Annotated in this window: 13 protein-coding genes; 10 read left to right on the top strand and 3 right to left on the bottom strand. The window is 56.4% G+C overall.

Features of this window, described 5'->3' with window-relative positions; genetic code table 11:
* Window positions 1-164: 164 nt before the first annotated feature.
* The 5 genes from E9954_RS14790 (at window position 165) to E9954_RS14770 (ending at window position 2,460) form a co-directional block, all read left to right on the top strand.
* On the top strand, window positions 165-773 hold the full coding sequence (locus E9954_RS14790; RefSeq protein WP_136079917.1) for a hypothetical protein: 609 nt from the start codon (window positions 165-167) through the stop codon (window positions 771-773).
* A gap of 74 nt (window positions 774-847) precedes the next feature.
* Window positions 848-1,735: an ArdC family protein gene (locus tag E9954_RS14785; RefSeq protein ID WP_136079916.1), complete on the top strand. Its 888-nt coding sequence runs from the start codon at window positions 848-850 to the stop codon at window positions 1,733-1,735.
* Window positions 1,735-1,920 carry a hypothetical protein gene (locus tag E9954_RS14780; protein WP_136079915.1) on the top strand — a complete coding sequence of 62 codons (186 nt, stop codon included), beginning with the start codon at window positions 1,735-1,737 and terminating at the stop codon, window positions 1,918-1,920. Before E9954_RS14785 ends, E9954_RS14780 begins: the two co-directional genes overlap by 1 nt.
* A gap of 3 nt (window positions 1,921-1,923) precedes the next feature.
* Window positions 1,924-2,214 (top strand): hypothetical protein, encoded by a 291-nt coding sequence (locus tag E9954_RS14775; RefSeq protein WP_136079914.1) that lies wholly within the window; start codon window positions 1,924-1,926, stop codon window positions 2,212-2,214.
* Between the two features lie 39 nt (window positions 2,215-2,253).
* Window positions 2,254-2,460 carry a hypothetical protein gene (locus E9954_RS14770; protein ID WP_136079913.1) on the top strand — a complete coding sequence of 69 codons (207 nt, stop codon included), beginning with the start codon at window positions 2,254-2,256 and terminating at the stop codon, window positions 2,458-2,460.
* On the opposite strand, the gene E9954_RS14765 is transcribed toward E9954_RS14770, so the two are convergent.
* Complete coding sequence (locus E9954_RS14765) at window positions 2,461-2,691, bottom strand: helix-turn-helix domain-containing protein (RefSeq protein ID WP_222847188.1); 231 nt, start codon at window positions 2,689-2,691, stop codon at window positions 2,461-2,463. It abuts the gene before it with no gap.
* Window positions 2,692-2,826: 135 nt separating this feature from the next.
* On the opposite strand from E9954_RS14765, the gene E9954_RS32525 reads away from it, so the two are divergent.
* A complete protein-coding gene (locus tag E9954_RS32525) occupies window positions 2,827-3,012 on the top strand; it encodes a hypothetical protein (RefSeq protein WP_168442277.1) in 186 nt (61 codons plus the stop codon).
* Window positions 3,013-3,120: 108 nt separating this feature from the next.
* The gene (locus E9954_RS14760) at window positions 3,121-3,693 is read left to right on the top strand and encodes a hypothetical protein (RefSeq protein WP_136079911.1); all 573 of its coding nucleotides are present in this window, start codon (window positions 3,121-3,123) and stop codon (window positions 3,691-3,693) included.
* Window positions 3,694-4,260: 567 nt separating this feature from the next.
* On the opposite strand, the gene E9954_RS14755 is transcribed toward E9954_RS14760, so the two are convergent.
* On the bottom strand, window positions 4,261-7,152 hold the full coding sequence (locus E9954_RS14755; RefSeq protein WP_222847187.1) for an insulinase family protein: 2,892 nt from the start codon (window positions 7,150-7,152) through the stop codon (window positions 4,261-4,263).
* A gap of 172 nt (window positions 7,153-7,324) precedes the next feature.
* On the opposite strand from E9954_RS14755, the gene E9954_RS14750 reads away from it, so the two are divergent.
* Both E9954_RS14750 and E9954_RS14745 read left to right on the top strand, forming a co-directional pair.
* Window positions 7,325-8,026 (top strand): hypothetical protein, encoded by a 702-nt coding sequence (locus tag E9954_RS14750; RefSeq protein WP_136079910.1) that lies wholly within the window; start codon window positions 7,325-7,327, stop codon window positions 8,024-8,026.
* Window positions 8,023-11,496, top strand: a complete 3,474-nt coding sequence (locus E9954_RS14745; RefSeq protein ID WP_136079909.1) for a hypothetical protein — start codon at window positions 8,023-8,025, stop codon at window positions 11,494-11,496. Before E9954_RS14750 ends, E9954_RS14745 begins: the two co-directional genes overlap by 4 nt.
* Before the next feature lie 117 nt (window positions 11,497-11,613).
* Here the strand turns inward: E9954_RS14745 and E9954_RS14740 are convergent, their stop codons facing one another.
* A complete protein-coding gene (locus E9954_RS14740; protein ID WP_136079908.1) occupies window positions 11,614-12,273 on the bottom strand; it encodes a 6-phosphogluconolactonase in 660 nt (219 codons plus the stop codon).
* Here E9954_RS14740 and E9954_RS14735 point away from each other — a divergent pair.
* Window positions 12,272-13,405, top strand: coding sequence for an LpxL/LpxP family acyltransferase (locus E9954_RS14735; RefSeq protein WP_136079907.1), 1,134 nt, complete (start codon window positions 12,272-12,274; stop codon window positions 13,403-13,405). The genes E9954_RS14740 and E9954_RS14735 overlap by 2 nt on opposite strands.
* Window positions 13,406-13,416: the final 11 nt, after the last annotated feature.

Below are 13,416 nucleotides of genomic sequence, written 5' to 3'. Positions count from 1 at the left end.
CTAAACTCCTGTTCGGAGATATACGCCGATTGTGAAGGTTGGCAAGAGAAAATGAGGCTGTCTGAATAGGTAAGTGAATGCCTGTTTAGGTAGATTTTTTTAAAGTTATGACCACCCCTCACCCGGGTGGTCTTTTTCATTCACACCAACCAAAAGGAAACCCAATGAATACACTAGAACTCAAAAATGACAAACACACCCGTGCCGACTTTGCCCGCATGAAGTCCGTGCTGGCCTGTGCCTCGAAAGACTCCACTCGTCACGTCATCACCAAGGTACTGGTGGAAAAGACCGAAACAGGCATCACCATCATTACCACGGACGGCAAACGGATGCGCAGTGACAGCTTCAACCTCGAAGCCGAAGCGGGCATCTACGACATCAAGATCAACTCAGCCAAGGCTGTATTTCTGACGCAATGCGAAGAGGGGCTGGTCTTCCCGAATTACCGGCAGGCGATCCCTGATCACACCGATGAGGCGGCCCATTCCTTCACAGGAACCGGAAGCAGGTTTGTGCTATGGGTGGCCTCGTCACTCGGATGCTACCTGGATCCAAAACTGATTGCCTTGGCTGATGATGAATTCGTTACACTCCATATCCAGAAAGACAACCCGAACCTGTTTCCGGTAGTGCTGAAAAACGACCAGACCACATTGGTCGTGATGCCGTATCGGATAGACAAGCATTGGGAACAGCAAATCGATGCCATCCTGACTGAACGGGTCATGAAGGCGATGGAAGAGAAGGAAACTGATGCCATAGCGGCGTAGAAGCAAACCACAGCAATGACGACAGGGCCATCCATCACGGGTGGCCTTTTTTGTAACCAACCAAAGGAAATCCAATGAGTGCATATCAGAAAATAAACCAGATGATTACCGACCGTCTAGTAGAGCGGATCGAAGCGACACAAGAGCTGCCGTGGAAGAAACCGTGGACGAGTCTCAGCTTAATGCCGAAGAACCTGGTCACCAAAAAGAACTACCGGGGAGTTAACGTATTCCTTTTGCATATGCTGGGCTATTCGAGTCCGTACTTCCTGAGCTTCAAACAGGTGACGGCGTTGGGTGGGAAAGTCCGGAAGGGTGAGAAGAGTTGTCCTGTCGTGTTCTGGCGTTTTGTGGAAGCACAAGAGCAGGATGACCCCAAAAAGGGCTATGCTTTTCTTCGCTACTACAACGTGTTCAATACAGAGCAGTGTGAAGGACTCGAAGGCAAGGTGCCGGTGGTGGAGATCCCGAAACGGGAACATACACCGCTGGAGATTGCAGAGGATCTAGTGAAGTCGATGCCCAATCCTCCCGTGATCAAACATGGGTGCAGACAGGCGTCGTACTCGCCATCGCTGGATCTAGTGAGCATGCCTGATCCTGAATCATTCGAGTCCGGAGAGTCGTATTATTCTGCCCTCTGGCATGAGGTTGGTCACAGCGTAGGCCACGCCAGTAGAATCGGTCGGAAAGCCATCATGGAACCGTCGGGTTTCGGCAGTCATGGCTATTCGCAGGAGGAGCTGGTGGCTGAGATGACGGCAGCATTCCTTTGCGGTTACTGCGGGATTCTGATGTCCACCGAGACCAACCAAGCAGCATACCTGAAAGGCTGGCTGGAACGTCTGAAGTCCGATCCCACGATGCTTGTGAAGGCAGGTGGTGAGGCCCAGAAGGCGTTCGATTACATTATGGACGCCAGGGTTCAGGAGCAACCCGTAGAGCTGCAGGAGGCGGCGTGATGGGCTATCAGGCTGAACTGCTGCAGGAGGCCCGCAAGGCCATCGAAGAGTGTCCGGAACAGCGTTCCAAAATCATCGACCTCTACACGATGGCGGTCGATGAAATCGAAGACGGTGGAAGCGAATCCCATGAATATGAACTGTTCATGGGTGAGCTGAATGAAATCAAACAAGTAAAGGAGTAATCAATGGATGACGACTACATCGTCCTCGACCAGTACGGAAATTACTGGGCCGGAAACCGGTGGAGTGAACTGCCCGATAATGCCGTAAACCTGACGATCCAGAATGCTGCCGAACTGGTCATGGATAACCTGCCTGCTGATATTCTAGTTGGTGAGGGAGACATGATCAAAGTGTGGCTGGGGTTTGAAGGGGACAGCGTGCGAATCTGGGTGGATTACCCGGACGGTCTGAGGTCATATCAAAAGCGGTCTGAAGCAATTCAGTCTATCATCAACCACACGGGGAGTCGTTAATTCGGCTCCCATTATTTTTAACACGAATGGAGAATCAAAATGAGTAAACCAAATGAATACGCTCAGGCTTGCCTGGATCGCTTAATTCCGGAGCTGACAGGTCTAACCATCACCGGTGGGGCCGTTGATGATACAGGGGAATACTGGGGCTTTACCGCTGAGTGGAAACAGGGAAAGAAAGTCATCTGGGTAAATTGTGACCCTGAAGGCAACGGGCCGGGTTTTCTGGAGATCGAGGAGGGGTAACTAAAGCCCAGCTTCACCCAGCAGCTCACTCGGCCTGCACTTGAAGGTATCAGCAAACCTCACCAGCGATTCAATGGTGAGGTTCTGCTCTCCACGTTCCACCTTGCCGACATAGTTGCGGTGAACACCAACCAGCTCAGCCAGCTTTTCCTGGCTGACATCGAGCTCCAGCCGTCTTTCACGGATGGCTGAACCGAGCATCTTCTGAGGTGATTCTCTACGTGTGTTCACGGAGAAAAGAACACCATCGTACTGCATTTTTATCTACACACTATAATGGTGTATCTGATAGGTTTTGTTCCTGAGTGGGAACTTTGTGGGCCACTCAGGGAGTGGCTGTGTTTAATTAGAGATAGGGGAAAGAGAATGAAACGAACTGTAATGTTACTGGTCTTGATGCATGCCGGGATTGCCTGTGCCGAGGATGCCAGGGTCTACTGCAATGGATCGAAAACTACGCTGGAGATAGGTGGGAAAGTATATGAGAGTGGTGACGCTGAGTGGAGGGTTATTCCTGAACAATTTCTTGGTCGGAAAATATCATTCGCATAAAGTTTGCATGTATCCTGAATCAAATATATAAGTGTACGTTTTTTCTGTGGGTAGCATGTCGCATGGGGATAAATTGTAAATGAGTCTCGGGGAGAGTAGGGGTGTTATTTGAGTATGAGTTTGCATGAGGCTATGTTGAGCAACCATCGTTGTAGGTCAAATCAACTACAAAAAACCCGGTTGGTGTGTTTTGTATTTCTTACTGGCCTGTCCCTCGCAACTCATGCCCGAATCGGCGACACTAAAAAAGTTGCCGAATCCCGATACAAATCCAAGCCAACGATATACATCAAGAACGCGAATGGTTTTGAAACTGGCAGCTACAACACCGGTTCTTTTTCGATCTGCAACTACTATCTTGATGGATACTGCGTCCGTTGTACCTACACGAAGCTCTTTATCGCAGACACATCCCAGAATATCTTAATGGATGAAATGAAAGAAATCGTTACGGCTGAAACCAAAAGAGGGGAGTGGAAGCCGATCAAGAAACCTAACGATACCGGACTACTGTATTTCGATCCGACCTATGCCAAGTTCCAGCACTCAAACGGTACGATCATGACCGTGAACCGTCGTAAAACTCAGGTCGATTTTGTTACGCCTCTCTACAACAAACAGCTTGAAAAGGTAGCCTACCAGAAAGAAAAAGACAGGTTAAAGAACCTCTCAAAATTCTAAAAAAAGGATTTAGTTTGGGTCTACGTATTTTTTTATGGGAGCAATCCATAGCTTATGTGCCAACGGCACAACACAACTTAGCCTTGGACGCAGTCCAAGGGGGCTGGCGAAAGAGAAATATTTGCCCTGAATGGGCAACACAAGACGGCTGTTGTGCTGCCCCTACAGGGCAGAAACAGGGAATACCCCGAACCATAGGGCTTCGCCCCATGCTAAACTGTGTTGTGCCGTTGGCACATTTTTCCCCACAAAATTCCACGAAGAACCTTTAGTTTTGGCGTGTTTAGTGTTTTCTCCGTGTCAGTTGACTTCTATGTCCGCTATCCGTGATTGCGCGGGTTGTTCACCGCAAACCGCCCCGTGCGGGCATATCTATTCGGTTTCAGGCCGTTCCTTGCGTTCAGGTAGGCTGGAAGGATTCTGCGGGTGAAATTTCATCTATAGGTATAGGGCATGTGTTTGCCCGGCAAGTGGCCAGGACGATCCACGTGCAAAGCCCGCTCCTTCGAGCGGGCTTTTTCGTTTGTGGCGCGGGCATTCCTGCCTGCCCCATATGGAACGGCGAAACTACAGCACCTTGGTCTTGGTTTTGAGTCCGGCCTTTTCGGCGGCTTCGACGGAGCAGAGGACGGAGACGGCGTTGTTTTCGAAGGCTTTGTTGAGGGTTTCGCCGAAGGCGTTGAAGTGGGCTTGCGTGGTGGCGAGCACTTCGTCGCGCAGCTGCTGGCGCTCGGCGTCGGTGTAGTCGAGCAGATGGCGCAGGCAACTGGAATATCCCTTGGAATCCGGCAGCTGGTAGGAATCGAGCTGGCCGATGGCGCCGATGAGGGCGCGGGTGAGTTCGTCGTCGGAGAGCCGCAGGTTCTTGAGGTAGTCGCCGGTGGCCTTGTAGATTTCGAGCGAATTCTCGAGGTTGGGATCGCGGTAGGAGGCGAAGGTGAAGACGCCGGAGCGTTGGTCGAACGAGCACATGCCGCCATAGGCACCGCCCTGGACGCGGATCTTTTCCCAGAGCCAGGCGGTCTGCAGGTAGCGGGTAATCACCATGGCCGAGCCGTGCATCTTGTAGCCGGCGTCGAAGAGGTTGGCCGCGCAGCCGACATAGTTGACCATGGTCGGTGCGGTGAGGGCTTCGGAGGTGGGCAGCTCGCCGCGCTTCCACTCCTTTGAGCTGAACGTTCCGGTGGACGGGAGGTTTTCCACGAAGCGGTCGAGGTCGTGGAGCACATCGGCCATGGATGCGGGGTCGACGGTGACGTTGATCAACATGTTGCTGCGGTCGAGCAGGGTTTGGCGGATCTTTTCGAGCCGCTGGTGGACGGAGTCCCAATCCTTGTCCATGTCGCTTGCGAGCTTGCGGATGAAGAAGAGGGCTTCAACGCCGCCCATCTTTTCGCTCACCCAGTGCGCTTCGTTGTGGTGCGCCTTGAGCCGGGTCATGACAGCGGAATGGCCGCGCGGCACGATGGCGGTCTCCATTTCGGATTTATGCTCCAGCACGATCTGCTTGAAGCGCTCCTGGTTGTTGAAGTCGGGCTGCAGGAGGACATCGTGCAGGATATCGAGCAGTTCGCGGGTCTGGTTGGCCATGCATTTTCCACGCAGGAAGAAGCGGGTGACGCCTTTTTCGGAATCCTCTACCGCGGAAAGGAACGGGGTGCCATAGATGCCGCCGGTCTTTTTGGCGATGCGCTGGGAGAGCGAGACATAGTCTTCGTGCAAGGTGCCCATTTCGAGCAGGGCGCTGCCGAGCAGGGAGGCGTAGGGGATGTCGTCCTGGTCGAGGCCATGCAGGTCGAGGCCGATATCGAGGTAGAGAATGCCGTTGGTGAAGAGGTTGTGCTTCACCACCGTGGTGCCATGCAGATCGACGGTTTCGCGCTCGACAATGCGCACGGTTTTGTCGAGGTCGTCGCGGTGGAGCAGCGGGATGGAGGCCAGCGCTTCCTCGGAATCGGGGGTTTCCTGCATGTCCAGCAGGCGCTTGGTGTTGGCGACGATTTCGTTGAGTTCGTCGCCGGACATGCCGGCCTTGATGCTGGCCAACCGGTCTTTTTCCTCGTTCTCGACCTTGGCGGCCTGTTCGGCATCCGGCACAAGTGTGATGGTGGAGCGGTGGGTGTTGTCGAGAAAATAGGCGCGGATCATCTGCTCGAAATAGCCCTCTTTCAGCGCATTCTGCTTCAGGGTCTGCAGCGGCTGTTCGAAGGCGATCAGCTCGAGCGGGTCGGCTCCGTAGTTCCAGGCGTTGAGCGATTTCAGCCAGAGCGACAAGCCGCGCGGGAAGCCGCCGGAATTGTTTTCGCGCAGCTCGAACTCGAAGGTGTTGAGCGCCGCTTCGATGTCGTCCTTCGAGATGCCCTGGTCCGCGAGCTCCTTGAAAGTGGAGAGGATCAGCGCCTCGGCTTTTTCCAGGTCGTTGGTTTCCACGCCCTTGAGGCCGATCGAATACATCATCTGGATCATGTGGGTTTCAATTCCGCCGCCGGTGATGTCCTCGCCAAGGCCGGACTCGATCAGCGCCTTGCGCAAGGGCGAGGCGGGGGTGCCGAGCAGGATGTGGTCGAGCAGGTTGACGGCAAAGACGGTCTCCGCATCGGTCGGCGACGGGAGCATCCAGTTGACGGTGAACATCGGTTTCGGGTTTTCATCGTCGGCCGAGACGGCGTAGGGTTTTTCGACGCGAACCGGGGCCGGCAACGTGCCTTGCAGCTCGATGCCGGACTGGGGATCGATCTTTTCGTAGTTCTTCAGATAGTCCTCCAGCAGGGCGAAGCGCGCCTCGGCCGGATCGTCGCCGTAGAAAAAGATGCGGGCGTTGGAGGGGTGGTAGAACGAGTCGTGGAACGCCTTGAACTGTTCGTAGGTGAGGTCGGGAATATGCTTCGGGTTGCCCCCCGAGTCGCGGCCATAGGTGGTGTCGGGATAAAGCGACTGCTGCGAGGCCTCCATCAGCAGGGAATCGGGCGAGGAATAGACGCCCTTCATTTCGTTATAGACCACGCCCTTGAACTTGAGCTCGTCCTCCGGCGACTCCAGTTCATAGTGCCAGCCTTCCTGCATGAAAAAGTCCGGCGTGATGCGCGGGTGGAAGACGGAATCGAGATAGACGTCCACCAGGTTGTGGAAATCCTTCAGGTTTTGGCTGGCGACCGGGTAGCAGGTTTTATCGGGATAGGTGAAGGCGTTGAGGAAGGTTTGCAGCGAACCCTTCAGGAGCTGGACGAACGGATCCTTCACCGGGTATTTCCGCGAGCCGCACAGCACCGTGTGCTCCAGGATGTGCGCCACCCCGGTCGAGTCCGATGGCGGGGTGCGGAACGCGATCCCGAAACACTTGTTTTCGTCGTCGTTCTCCATCGAAAGAATCTCCGCGCCCGTCGGGACATGGCGGTAGATCTTCGCCATCGTGTTGAGTTCCTTGACCTCTTCGGTGCGTACCAGTTCGAAATTCTTCACTATGTTCTCCTGTTCAAAAACTCATATCATTAACGAAACCCCGTCTAAACATCCACACAATTGACGGGAAATGCGCAATGCGGAATAAGCAAGAATGCAAAAACCCGTAAAAAGAAATGGTTGTAGTCGGGTATGGTTGCTAGTGTTCCTCGATCTTGCACAGGGAGACGCTTTGAACGGTCGATTTTTAATAGTTATTCCCGTGTTTTTTTGCGCGGTGCTGCTGGGCGTTGGGCTGAATGCCCACCGGTTGCCTGGCATTGCTGACGCGCCGCCGGATTCCGTCGATTCGGTTCCTTCCGCGAAAATCTACACGCACGAGGTGGCGGAGGGTATGTCGATCCAGAGCGGTGCCTTGCCCGGGGTGAGGCTGGTTGAGTTCGACTCCTGCCGCATCGAAAAGCAGCGGAAGGGCGGGTTTTCGTTCGGGGCCTTCAACATCCTGGTGATCGATCAGCTCAAGATTGCAATTCCCCGCAAACAGGCCGGGGCCGGCGGCGAGGGTGGCCTGCCGGCCGGTTCGGGATTTAATCGGGACGATCTCGAAATTGAATTCCGCAAGATCCTTTCCGCCTATCCCCGTTTTTCCGCGCTCGAAATCCGGGGGCTTTCCGTCGATCTGGCAGGGCGCGACGGCGGGCTGGTGCGCGTGCTGGAGGCCGGGCTGGCCACGGCGGGGCGGAACAAGACGCTGGAGCTTTCGACATGTGAATTCCTGACCGATACCGGCTCGCGCATCCGTTGCGGGAAGGCATCGATGGCCTTGGAACCCCCGTTCGCGGTATCGACGGAGCAGGGGGCATTCCGCGTGGCCGGTTTGCTGGATGGACGCGATGCAATGTTTGCACGATATAAACAAGGAGCAGTGGAATGAAAAAACGAATGTGTTGGTTGGTTTGTCTGATTTCGGCCCTCGGGGCCGGGGCGCAGGAAATTGCAACAACGGCGTTGCCGGAAGGCGATGTGGGGTTGCCGTACAATGCAACCCTTACGGCATCGAACGGAACACCGCCCTATGCCTGGAGCTGGTCGCGGTCGTGGAACAACTTTCCCTATGAGGTATCCTCGCAACCCAACAGCTTTGCCCCGGTGGGGACGGCGCAAGGCTGGCAAAGCACCTGGACGGACTGGTATCTGCCTTTGCCGTTCGCCTTTCCATTCGGGGATGAAACCTATACGTACTGCTATGTCGGTTTAAAAGGCGACATCCGTCTGGGGGACTGGGATGCCACGATCTACGTTCTCCAGGAGGACATTGATACGACTGCCGGCGATGTCTATATCCTGACCGAGCCTGGTGCGATTACCATCCGGTGGGACGGGGTTTCCTATTGGGATTCCCTGGCTCAAATTTCCCTGTCGGTCACCCTGCATTCCGATGGCACCATGGTCATGAAGTATGGTGCAGGCAACAGCTCGGGCGGGGAAATCGGTCTGAATGGCAATGGAACCTACTATACGCACCCATCCAGCTGGCAACCCATGAACTATGCCCCGGACATCGTCTTTACTCCCGTAGTCCCGGGCCCCGTGGTGCACGGGTTGACCCTGTCCTCCAACGGAGTGATTTCCGGAACGCCGACCGAACCCTATAACGATGGCGTGGTGGTGACGGTTGAAGACGATTGGGGAAACACCGACCAAAGATGGCTGCCCCTGCGAATCCACGCCGACCGCGACGAGGACGGCATGCTCGACGTTTGGGAAAGAAGGATTGTGGACGACAATCCGGCCGATGCCATCACGAACGTGGCCAGCGTCTTGCGCGACGACAACTATGACGGCGACCTCTTCTCCAACATCGAGGAACATATCCTTGGTTTCGATCCATTGGTGGCCGATGGCAACGTGCCGGACACGATGGAAGAGGGGTTGAGCCTCCTGGGCATGGCGGTCACCAACGATCCCGATGCGGCGCGCTTCAACCTGATCGAAGAATGCTTTGTGACGGTGCTGGCCACCGAGCCAACCAACCACTCCGCGCGCGTCTTCCGCGCTCTGTCACGTCTGCTGAACCTGACGAGCGCCGATGATCTCTACGACCTTGCCGAACAGTTCGGCACCACGCTCAACGGCAACTTCGTGGTGACCGGCGATTTCGATTTCGATACGGCGCCGCTGCTCGACGTCGTCAGCGATGTTGCGTACACCAATATCCTGCAGGCCCTCGACGCATCCTTTGCGGATTTGGAAACGATCCCGACCAACTGGACGGGGGCGGTGGAAATCTCGACCAACTATTTCCCGGTCGATGAAACGGTCCATGCCGACATTGGCGACCTGACGATGGGCAAGGCCATCCTCATGGGCGCCCGTTCCTGGTTGCACACGTTGCACGCCCAGAAATTCAATATCGATTATGAAAAGATGGTCGTCCCCCTGGAGGTGCCCCAGACGGCGATTACCCTGGATGGTTCCATCGGCGACTGGGCGGGGGTCCCGGTGCAACTGCAGGGTTCTCTGGATGGCAGCATCGACTATGTGAAGGGGGCCTGGAACGGTTCGTCGGTGTATATGCTGATGGCCTTCAACGAGGTGCCGTTCGATTTGATGGGCGCGGATGCCACCATACGGCTGGGGCTGGAATCCAATGTTGAGGTTGCGGTTTTCCCGGTTTGGGGCTACACGAACATTTGGTTTTCGGCAACTGCTTCGAATACGCAGGATATTGCCTGGATCTACACCAACGGGCTGCTGGAGGTGGAAATCCCCGTGCCGCCCTCCATTGCCGTATCGAATGCCTGCATTACCGATGCCTATGCCGAGTTCGGTGAATATGTGGATTATGGATGGGGCTGGCATTGGGAACAGCGCGATGGCGACGATGTTTATTCCCCGGAAAACCTGCCCATCGATGTCTTCAAGCAAAACCATCCGGAGTTCCTCCAGTCGGTGCGCCTCGAGGCGGAGCTGGCCGTGGCCAAAACCAATCTGCAGGAGGCCATCGATCTCGCGCAGCTCGCCGATGGATTGATCCAGGCGCGAACCGATATGCTGATGCACTTCATTGAATACGATCCATCCAACATTACCGAGCGCGTGGAGGCCTTTACCCGGATCCAGCAGGCCGAGGACAGCCTCTATGCCCCGGTGCAGTTCGTGGTCACCAACGATCTGGGCGAAGTGCAGCTCGACGAGCTGGTTCAACTCGGCGCACTCTACCAACCGACCTATCTGACCCGCGCGATGGCGCCCGAATTTTGGCAAATCATGGACCAGCCCATGATGGATACGCTGCCCGATCCCACCTTCGGCGGCATCTTGCCGAACATGACCGAGGGGCGGAAGATGGCCTACCTGTGGAAGATCGATGCTCCGACGGATTGGGACGACGACGGCATTCCCAATGGGTGGGAGCTTGAATACTTCGGCAACCCGACCAATGCCATGGCCGATGCCGACGGCGACGGCGATGGACAGACCACCGGCGAAGAGTTCCTCAGTGGTTCCAATCCCACCAACGGTGCCTCCTTCTTCAAGGCGGCCTATGCGCCGGCAACGGGTGTGGTGTCGGGCATCGTCATTTCGTGGCAATCGGAAGAGGAGCGCGTCTACGACGTTCATTGGACCCCCGCGTTGGACGAACCCTTCCAGCTGCTGGCCACGGGCATTCACTTCCCGCAGGGTAGCTATACCGACACCGTCCATGCCGCGGCCTCGCAGGGCTACTACCGCGTCCTCGCCCGCATGCCCGGCGGCAACGACCTCGATGCCGACGGCCTGCCGGACGATTGGGAAGGCATGTATTTCGTCGATTATTCCGCCGCCGCCACCGGCGACGGCGATGGCGACGGACAGGACAATATCAGCGAATTCATCGCCGGCACCGATCCCCGCGATGGCGGCTCGTATTTCGCGGTTACCGGGGTCGAGCCCGATGCCGCCGGCTTCGTGGTCGAATGGATCTCGGTGCCCGATCGCTCCTACAGCGTCAAGTGGGCCCCCTCCGCCGGCGGAGCGTTCCGCACGCTTCAGACCGGCCTGGCCTATCCCGCCAACAGCTTCACCGACACCGTCCACGGGGTCGAGTCGATCGGCTTCTACCGCGTCGATGTCGAACGGGTGGAGCCGCCGACGGTTGAAGGCTATTGGTCGGTGGAAACCTTCGATGGATCGCCCCTTGATCCCGGGGAATACTTGAACATTGAATTCTATTCCGATGGCTACTTCGACTTTTGGTCGGACAGCGATAGCGGGGGAGGAACCTACACCCTCACCGGAAATGCGTTGCAAATGACGTTCTATAATGGCCTAAACCTGGAAGGCACCGTGGAAGGGGATACCATTTCCGGAACGCTCGATGAATATGGAACGCCATACTCGATCACCATCCAACGTCAATAGGGGCTGCGCGCACCAAGTAGGGTGACATCCATTTGCACGATCGTCAGTTTGGATGTCACCTTTTCGCGAAAACCGCTGGCCGATTCCCCTGCACTGTTGCCTGTCGATCCATGGCGATTAGCGTTTTTCTGGCCTGATATCCGTCCAGAGTTCGATGTTGGGGTGATCCCCCAGCGCGATGCCGGCGGGGATGGACTGCGGGTGGGTGAGCAGGGTGTTGATGATTGCGCGCTTGGACTCGCCGGTAACCAGCAGGATGATCCGTTCCACCCGTTTTAAGAAGGCGGGGGTCACGCTGACGCCCTGCATGCCGTCCGGACGGTCGGTGTAGAGGGCAAGGGGGCCGTTTTTCATGTTGGCCTGTTCTTTGGTGGAGAACCCGGCGGTGTGGCCATCGGTGCCCATGCCAAGCAAACCGAGATCCACAGTGTTCATTCTCTCGAGTCCTTCGTCAAAGTGGTCGGCGGCGGCCCGGACGGAAAGCTTGGTGTCCACTTGGAGGAAGTGGCCGTGGCAATCCAGGGCCTGCAGCATGGGAAGCAGGTTGTGGGCGTTGTTTTTTTCGGAACTGAACGGTTCCATGCGTTCGTCGCTCAGGAATAGGTTGCGTTGCGGATGCACGGGGCAGGGCGCGGCGGCCAGGCGGTTGTAGATGACATAGGGCGTGGAGCCGCCGCTTAGCATCAGGTTGCCGGAGGTGGAAAGGGTTTTGCGCAGAAGCTCCTCGGTTTCGAGAATCAACGCGTCTGTCGAGTCGAAGGTGCGTGTTGTGATCATGGGTAGGATAGTGGCCAACCCCCGCGAGAAAATCCACCGAATAATTCCTGCGGCTGTTCTGCGGGAACCGTCCCTGCAAAACGATTTGACGATCGTTAATCTGGTTGGGCTGGTGCACGGCTTCGTGAAAAGAGGCCACGCATCTGACCACGGCCGTCGTCAGATGCGTGGCCTGCGGGGGGCTCCCGTTCATTTTCCGTTTGCGCCCGGATGTTTAATCTTGCACCCTCCTTGCATGATCAAAGCGATACTCACAGGCCTGCTCAAATTTGTTTCCATTTGTCCATTGTCCGCTGCGCGGGGCCTGGGCCGCTTTGTGGGCTTTGTTTTCGGCCGGGTGCTCCGCCACCATCGCGAGGATGCCTTCGAGGCGTTGGAGCGGTCGATTCCGGAGCTGTCGCCGGCCGAGTGCAAAAAAACCATCAACACGATGTATCGGCTTCAAGGGGTCCATTTCCTGGAAATGATGTGGTATTCCATGCGCGGGCTTGAGGCTGTAAAGGCGGCGGTCGAGGTGGATGGTTTGGAGCATGTTGAAACGGCGCGCGAGCGGGGTAAGGGTGTGCTGGCCCTCACGGCCCACATCGGCAATTTCGAGCTGATGCCCATGGCCACCGCCGCCCTCGGCTATAAACTCAGCGTGATCGTCAAGCGCATCAAGAACGAGGCCGTCAACGAGGTGGTCGGAAAGCTGCGGACGCATGAGGGGCTGAGTTTTCTTGCCACCGATCATGCCTATCGCGACTGCCTCAAGGCGTTGAGGCGGAACGAGGCGGTGGGTATGATCATCGACCAGAACATGACGCGCGACTCCGGGGTGTTCGTGGATTTTTTCGGCAAGCCGGCCTGCACGTCGCCGGGCCTGGCCTACATGGCGGCACAGTCGCAGGCCCCGGTGGTTCCGGTATTTATCTATCGCAAGCCGGACGGCGGTTTCCGGCTCAAGGTTCATCCGCCGCTGGACCCGCCGGAAGATCGCCAGCCGGAAACGATCCACGCGGCCACCCAGCTCTATACCAAGGTGATCGAAGATGCGATCTGCGTGGCGCCCGAGCAATGGATCTGGATGCATCGGCGCTGGAAAACGGTGCAGCTCGAAGGCCAATCGGGCAAGGAGCGCCTGAAGGATTGACCGTAGGTCGG

Origin of the sequence: Pontiella desulfatans, assembly GCF_900890425.1 — a bacterium.
In the GTDB taxonomy this organism is placed as follows: Bacteria; Verrucomicrobiota; Kiritimatiellia; order Kiritimatiellales; family Pontiellaceae; genus Pontiella; species Pontiella desulfatans.
This window is presented reverse-complemented; position numbering and strand designations above follow the sequence as displayed.

Bases quoted from the DNA above. Each gene is read 5' to 3' on its own strand.
- E9954_RS32525 (WP_168442277.1), top strand. From the start codon at position 2,827: ATGAAACGAACTGTAATGTTACTGGTCTTGATGCATGCCGGGATTGCC.
- E9954_RS14785 (WP_136079916.1), top strand. From the start codon at position 848: ATGAGTGCATATCAGAAAATAAACCAGATGATTACCGACCGTCTAGTA.
- E9954_RS14735 (WP_136079907.1), top strand. From the start codon at position 12,272: ATGGGTAGGATAGTGGCCAACCCCCGCGAGAAAATCCACCGAATAATT.
- E9954_RS14740 (WP_136079908.1), bottom strand. From the start codon at position 12,273: ATGATCACAACACGCACCTTCGACTCGACAGACGCGTTGATTCTCGAA.
- E9954_RS14780 (WP_136079915.1), top strand. From the start codon at position 1,735: ATGGGCTATCAGGCTGAACTGCTGCAGGAGGCCCGCAAGGCCATCGAA.
- E9954_RS14790 (WP_136079917.1), top strand. From the start codon at position 165: ATGAATACACTAGAACTCAAAAATGACAAACACACCCGTGCCGACTTT.
- E9954_RS14770 (WP_136079913.1), top strand. From the start codon at position 2,254: ATGAGTAAACCAAATGAATACGCTCAGGCTTGCCTGGATCGCTTAATT.
- E9954_RS14775 (WP_136079914.1), top strand. From the start codon at position 1,924: ATGGATGACGACTACATCGTCCTCGACCAGTACGGAAATTACTGGGCC.
- E9954_RS14745 (WP_136079909.1), top strand. From the start codon at position 8,023: ATGAAAAAACGAATGTGTTGGTTGGTTTGTCTGATTTCGGCCCTCGGG.